General features: G+C 37.5%; 3 protein-coding genes. 1 reads left to right on the top strand and 2 read right to left on the bottom strand.

All coding sequences use genetic code 11. From position 1 onward, the window contains the following. The first annotated feature begins 1,193 nt into the window (after nucleotides 1-1,193). Nucleotides 1,194-2,849 carry an ABC transporter substrate-binding protein gene (locus ACP6PM_RS30515; protein WP_426590633.1) on the top strand — a complete coding sequence of 552 codons (1,656 nt, stop codon included), beginning with the start codon at nucleotides 1,194-1,196 and terminating at the stop codon, nucleotides 2,847-2,849. A 1,853-nt stretch (nucleotides 2,850-4,702) separates the two neighbouring features. On the opposite strand, the gene ACP6PM_RS30520 is transcribed toward ACP6PM_RS30515, so the two are convergent. Both ACP6PM_RS30520 and pgeF read right to left on the bottom strand, forming a co-directional pair. Then, nucleotides 4,703-5,314, bottom strand: a complete 612-nt coding sequence (locus ACP6PM_RS30520; RefSeq protein ID WP_426590634.1) for a CPP1-like family protein — start codon at nucleotides 5,312-5,314, stop codon at nucleotides 4,703-4,705. 884 nt (nucleotides 5,315-6,198) lie between these two features. Then, on the bottom strand, nucleotides 6,199-7,041 hold the full coding sequence (gene pgeF, locus ACP6PM_RS30525) for a peptidoglycan editing factor PgeF (RefSeq protein ID WP_426590635.1): 843 nt from the start codon (nucleotides 7,039-7,041) through the stop codon (nucleotides 6,199-6,201). Nucleotides 7,042-7,401 lie beyond the last annotated feature (360 nt).

A 7,401-nucleotide genomic window follows, 5' to 3' on the forward strand; every position in this document is an offset into this window, starting at 1 on the left:
CAATTAAATAATTAGATGATTCAAGCCTTGAAGCCTCCCCTTTCAAGGGGAAAAAAGCGGTCGTTTGCGGAGCAGTCCGTTAGGATGGGATGCCGAGGTCTCCTCGGCATATCCAATCGACCAAGAGAGCGGTCGTTTGCGGAGCAGTCCGTTAGGATGGGATGGCGAGGTTTCCTCGCTTGCCTCCAATCGACCAAGAGAATAAATTTTTTCCTTAAACGTCAATCCTCTCCCTAAAAGGGAGAGGTAATTATCAATTATTCATTATCAATTATCCATTAATGAAGCTCGTCTTGTCTTGAAAGCAGAAATTATTATTGATATATTCGAGATAATTTTTGGCATAAATAAGTAGCTCTTCAGTTAATATAAGTATTCTGAAAAACAATCCTGAGTTAATTCTCAAAAAAATTGAGTTCTGATAATAGCTGAATGGTTACTAGCTAAGATAGCAATCCTCGGTAGGTTAGTTAACAAAATATTCGCAGCATTTAGGAAATATATCACTTTAAAAAAAGAATGCTACAAAAATGTGCATCTCGATTGGATACTCTTAAAAAGAGCTGCTCCAATTCATTTTATACAGCTATATCTATCATTTTTCCCTTTTTTTTGAATATTTACTTCAACTTCGGTCTTCCAACTTCGGTCTGATATACGGACATTGGATGCAAAGTCTCTACCATTTGTAACAAACATTTATCACGCTTGGTAATAGGGGTTCAACAATTAATAATTAAATAATTATGGTTTAAAGCCTCTCATGAGCAAGGAGAAAAAGCGGTCGTTTGCGGAGCAGTCCGTTAGGATGGGATGGCGAGGTCTCCTCGCCATATCCAATCTCCCCTTGAGAAAAGAAATAATATTTCCGATAATTCAATTCCCGTACGGTTTTAACCAGAGGTAATTATCAATTATCCATTATCCATTAATGAACTCTTCTTATAACAGATAGGATTGGCTAAAAGGAATTTTTTTTCTTCTCAAGGGGAGATTGGATATGGCGCACTTCGGAGCGGCTCTGCATTTAGAGGGAAACTTCCCCATCCCATCCTACTCCAAGCTCCGCAATTCAAGTCGCTCCGCGAAACGCCGACCCGGGGTCGCACCGCTTTTCCCTCAAACCCAGAGCTTAGTACCTTTTAATATGTTAAAGCTATATTGTTCAGATATCAGAGAGGTAAATAGTCAAATTGGTCAAACATAAATCATTTAATTTAATCAACCATTCCTGGCAGTCAATTATTCAATTTGTTAGTTTGTTTTGTCTTTGCTGCTTCCTGGTCATTAGTTGTAGTCAACCTCAGAATAACCCTGATAATACCCTAACTACAGAAACAAATACAAATCGCATTACTATCGGCACAACTTTAAAACCTCGGACTATTGACCCTGCAGATGCCTACGAAGTAATATCCGGTAACTTACTCTATAACTTAGGCGATCGCCTCTACGGTTACAAGTTAGGAACAACGGAACTTGTACCCCAACTAGCAACAGAAATGCCAAAAATTAGTGAAGATGGCACGACATATACTATTCCTATTCGTCAAGGGGTAATATTCCATGACGGTACTCCCTTCAACGCCGAAGCAATGGCCTTTTCTTTCAAACGTTTTATTAAAAATAGTGGTCCACCTTCTTCTTTGTTAACCAATACGGTTGAGTCAGTAGAAGCTACAGGAGAATATCAATTAACAATTAAGTTGAAAAAACCCTTTGCAGCTTTCACTCCTTTATTAGCATTTTCTGGTCTATGTGCTATTTCCCCACAAGCCTATACAATAGGTGAAAGTCAATTTAAACCCGATACATTTATTGGCACTGGTCCCTATAAATTAGCTGAGTATGGTACTGACGTTTTACGGTTAGATACATTTGAAAATTATTGGGGAGAAAAAGCAAAAAATCAAGGGATTGACATTCAAATATTTTCTAGTTCAGCCAACCTATTTAATGCCTTTAAAACAGGAGCTATTGATGTAGCTTATTTTTCTCTAGATACCGACCAAATTACTAATTTAGAAGCAGAAGCTACCCGTCAAGGATGGCAAGTAATTTCTACAGATGGTAAAACAGTTAATTACATGGTTTTAAATCTCAACTCAGAACCATTAAACAACAAAGCAGTTAGACAAGCTTTAGCATCTATTATTGATAGAAACTTACTAAATGAACGAGTTTTACAAGGAAAAGCCGAACCAGTGTATAGTCTAATTCCGACAAAATTTAATGGCTATAAACCAGTGTTTCAAGAAAACTATGGAGATGGAAATTTTAACAAAGCCAAGGAATTATTAAAAACAGCAGGATATTCTCCAGAAAAACCAGCAAAAATAGAAATTTGGTATGCTGCAAATTCCACTAAAAGACAATTAACAGCCAGTACATTAAAAGCATCTGTAGAGCAAAAACTAGAAGGTTTAATGGAATTAGAATTGAATAGCGTAGAAGCAGCTACCGCCTTTAAAAACTTAGATAAAGGAGTATATCAAACATTTATCTTAGACTGGTACGGAGACTTTATTGATGCAGATAACTATATCCAACCATTTTTAGAATGTACCAAAGGTTCAAAAGAAAAAGGTTGTGAACAAGGAGCTAGTCAATTTCAAGGTTCATTTTATTATAGCGATCAGATAAATCAATTAATCCAACAACAACGTCAAGAGCAAAACCAAGAAAAACGCCAAGCTATTTTCATAGAAATTCAACAATTATTAGGAGAAGATGTTCCTTTCATCCCATTATGGTTAGATAAAGATTATATATTTGCTCAGAAAAATATTAGCGGAGTTAGTTTAGAACCGACTCAGCAATTTCCCTTCTCGACAATTAATAAATCATAACTAACAAGTAAGCATTCAGCCGTTAGCTAATAGCTATTAGCTATTAGCTATTAGCTATTGTTATTAGTGCGCGATAAAAGCTTTATTAATTGAACCAGAATTCAATCTGACGACAAAAGTTGGCTATCTTGACCTTACAGTCTATATTCATTTTAACCGCATTCTCAAGGGTAGGGCTGTTTCAAAAAGCAAGAATTTAGCTTTTTTGGGTGCAGGAGGGATTTGGAGGTAGAAAAATGGCAAAATACAACTAAATATAGCAATCCCCTGTATATTTGTGTATAAAAATCTTACCGCTTTTAGGGAACACTTAACTGGGAACACTTAACAGGTGAGAGTGTCGGTTTTTTTTATCTACTTTTTGATTACCCGCAACCTATGCACGGATTGCTATAACTCCCTTATGGAAGGAATTAGCTAACTAAAGCCTAACTGATTATTCTCATGAGTACGGCTATGCAGGACTAATAATTGATTAATGGACAATGATGATTGTGGGATAAATTTGATGATTTTGAGACAAACTAGGAACGAATTTCTCCCCATCTCCCCATCTCCCTATCTCCCCATCTCCCCATCTTCACAGGGGTAGGTTTTTTACCTTTGATCTAAAAGAAGAGGGGGAAGAGGGGGAGGAGGGGGGAGTTTATAGGTATTTATTGTATAAAAAAGTACATTTTTTTGATGATTTTATATTGAATTAAGATGATTTTATATTGAATTAAAGGGAGCGATCGCTCCTTTGTTAAAAACCTACCCCTGTAAATCTCCCCATCTCCCCATCTCCCTATCTCCCTATCTGTATTTCAAGAGAATGAAACAGCCCTGTCTCCTTAAGGGCGAGGTATTATTGCTAAGAGCTGACAGCTAATAGCTGAATGCTTACATTAACAATATTGTTCTTCTGGGTACATCCTATGATTTTTGAATAATAAAGAAGAAAAGTCTAGAGTAGAAACCATAATCTAGTTTTCCTTATTCCTTAATTATTAAAAGTAGAGTTGCCCACCCTACCTGACAAGCTATAATCAAAACTAAGGTAGAAAAACTACTTGATTTACCGAAAAACTGGGTCTCAACTATGGTAGTAAGCACAATAGAGATACCAACGCAGCAATAAACATATTAGTCGCGGGCGGGCAGTCCGAGACATTAAACGGACATGGAGGCCAGTGTAAGACTACTGCCAAAGTAGCAGCAGCCTGTGAAACGTCAACCCACTGAAGAGCTAAGGCTCACTATGAATCTCCGCGCCTTTAGGCTGGAGCGGATGTCAACACCGAAAAAGTTCGGGAGTTTGGTAGCCCCGTCTTTTCAAAGCCGGGTGGACGCAACCCTAGTCAAGGAGAAATGCCGGCTCTTCTCAAACCGTAAAAAGTTGGGTTCCGCGGAGGGCAAGTAATCCCAGGACGCCCTCGCCTATAGAAGTCGGGTAGTACCCAGAAAGAAAAAAATAAGTAGCCTGAAGCAAAAGCAACAGGCTAGATGATCGGTGCTAGAAATGGGTTTTGAGTGACCCTTTCAGGTATAGCCGGGAGAATCTGCGCGTCTTTAGACCGCAGAGTCTCAAAAATCTCTATTCCTCAAGATTTACTCGATCTTACAGAAAATCAATTATTCAAAATTTCCTTACCCTACCAGCTATAACTTTTCGGTAAAAAATAAGAAAGATTTAGGAGCCAAACACCAGAATTAACCCATAGCAAATTTCATCTCAATCAGGTACACTACTTGCGGACAAGATGCCCGCACTGGATAGGTTTGAACCTTAATATTTGTACCTCTTCCTTGGAATATACTGTATCTGTTTTTTCTATTCCTTCTTACTTCTTTATTCTTCCTTGTGCCAAAAACTAACGTAAAAAACAACTAACCATCCATAACACCAAAAAAGTTACCAAAGTAATAAATATTTCTGTTGTTAAACCAGTCGCCAAAGCACTCAGTATTCCCCCTAAAATCAACCCAAAAATTAAACCACCAACTGTCAACAAAACAGCACGGCCAAACTTATTTTCTTTGCGGTTAAGGAAATAAAGACAACCACCAACTCCCAAAGCCAAAGTTAGCTGCAAAGTAGAAGCTTGACTAACCCCAGAATAAATACTAATTGCACCTAAGACCACATATATACCAGTAGGCCATAGAATATCAGCTTGACTAGGAGTATCAATCAAATTCTGTACCCAAACAGGTGCTTGATTAGTTGGCCCTGAAGTCAAACTATCAGGGTCTTTTTTTGTTTGCTTCTCTGGAAACCTAATACGCTCAGGCACTTTAATTTTTCCTTCTTGACGCAACCTTAGACGGTCCATCAAAATAGCATCATAAGCAGCCTCAATATTTTCCATAACTTTCCGATCCTCACCATGCTGTTGCTTCAAACGTTCCTTTGCTGCTTGAATTTCCTCAAAAGAAGCATCTTCAGTGAGACCAAGTTGTTGATAATGACTCTGATTGCTCATAGGGATTTATTAATAATCTTTTAAACTGTGACACAATATTCAATTATAGTATTTTAATCTTATCCACTTTTCCAGAAATATGCCTAGTTAACTCTACAAATAAGTACCTGTGCAAAATTAATTTAACATTGGTCATTTGAGTTATCAGTTATCAGTTATCAGTTATCAGTACCGACCGCTGAAAGAGTCGGCTAGAAATCCGAAATTTCCTTTTTTATCCCCTGGAAAGGGGAGGGTTGAGACCTTATTTCTTGGTCAGCAGGGAACAGCTTAACTAAGAACAGAGAACAAAAAATATACTTCTGCACTTATAGTAGTATATCTAAAAATAATTTTACCTACCTACTTAACCTGACCATCAAATATAGAATTAATTTTGCTTGACTTGCTTGACTACTTAACCTCTGCATAAATTACTGAATAATCTTAATGCTTAACATTATTTTACCAGCTATCAAAAAACAAATTCTCAAGTCTGAGGTTAACACAAAGGAAAACAAAAAAATGATTTCAAGATACAAAAGGCAGAGCTTTGCTACAAAAGTATTTGATTTTGGTTACATAAAAAAAGTAATCTCAGAACTAGAGTTTCCTCTGCCAAAAACCTATTTATTTAGTAATTAAATAGGTAGTGGTCTATCAATTTTGAAATGATGGCTTGAGACACTTACTTGGAAGACAATGGAGGAAAGTAGACAAAGGAGAAAATTTGGTAGTGGTATAAATCAGTTATCAGTTATCAGTTATCAGTTATCAGTTATCAGTTAAATATTTTTTCTAGTTTTATCACACGTAACAAAGTAAGAATTTGACTTCTAACTTCTAACTTCTGACTTCTGACTTCTGACTTCTGACTTCGTTAACACCAGGTACTTACTTCTGACTTAATCCCAGCCACTAACTATTCCTGACCACTGCACCTTTTTCTGTTTTTCACGCCGATAAGAGAAAAAGTAGTCCGGTTGTTGATAAGTACAATAAGGAGCGATCGCCACCTGTTGATTACCAATACCTAATTGTTCCAATTGCAAGATATTAACCAAACGAACATCTAAGCGAACTTTTCCAGGTTCAGGATCGGATGAAATTGGCGAATTTGGCAACAGCTCCAGAAAATGCAAAATATCTTCAATACTTGCCTTCCCTGTTTCTGGAAAAATAGTCACTCCCACTTGAGCTGCCACCTCTTCAGAGACTTGATAAACCTCTCCAGCAATAGCAGGGCCAAGCACAACTAACAAATCAGATAATTTACTTCCGTGGGCCTCAAAACCTGCCAATGCCACCGGAACAATTTTGGCAGCAGTACCACGCCACCCGGCATGAATGGCTGCGACTTGTCCAGTTTTTTGGTCAGCAATTAGAACAGGAACACAGTCAGCAGTACATACCCAAACTGCTTGTTTGGCTTTTTCAGTTAGCAGACCATCAGCTTCGGCATAATTTGCTTCAGTTTCAAGAGTAGATTTCTGTGCTGTAAGTATAGTATTGCCATGTACTTGCTTGACACGAAATACCTCAGCAGAGGGATGTAATATATCTACTAATTCTGTTGGTGTGTTAGGGAAAAAATGGTGAGTAAAAAAACCATGAGGCCAGTTTTGTAAAAGGCTACAGGTTAGGTAAGGTAGTCCTTGCCATTTTTGCCAATGCCAAGTTATATCATTTTTACTCAAAGCTTGGTAGTATTTGTTTAATTTTTGTGAATCAGAGCTGACTATAGTCATTAGAATCAAAATTATTGTTTGTAGTTTTGATTATTATTGTCACATCCTTCCCGACTATGCTGCACTAGGATTTTTTTTATGGTATCTCTAGTGCTTCAGGGAATGAAATAACTATTGCTCTATCCGCAATAGAAGGAAAAATTCCACATCCACCTTTGGAGTGCTTCAGGGAATGAAATAACTATTGCTCTATCCGCAATAGAAGGAAAAATTCCACATCCACCTTTGGAGTGCTTCAGGGAATGAAATAACTATTGCTCTATCCGCAATAGAAGGAAAATTCCACATCCATCTTGGAGTGCTTTAGGGAATGAAATAACTATTGCTCTATCCGCAATAGAAGGAAAATTCCACATCCAT

Source organism: Dapis brunnea BLCC-M229 (genome assembly GCF_050015995.1).
Taxonomy (GTDB): domain Bacteria; phylum Cyanobacteriota; class Cyanobacteriia; order Cyanobacteriales; family Microcoleaceae; genus Trichodesmium.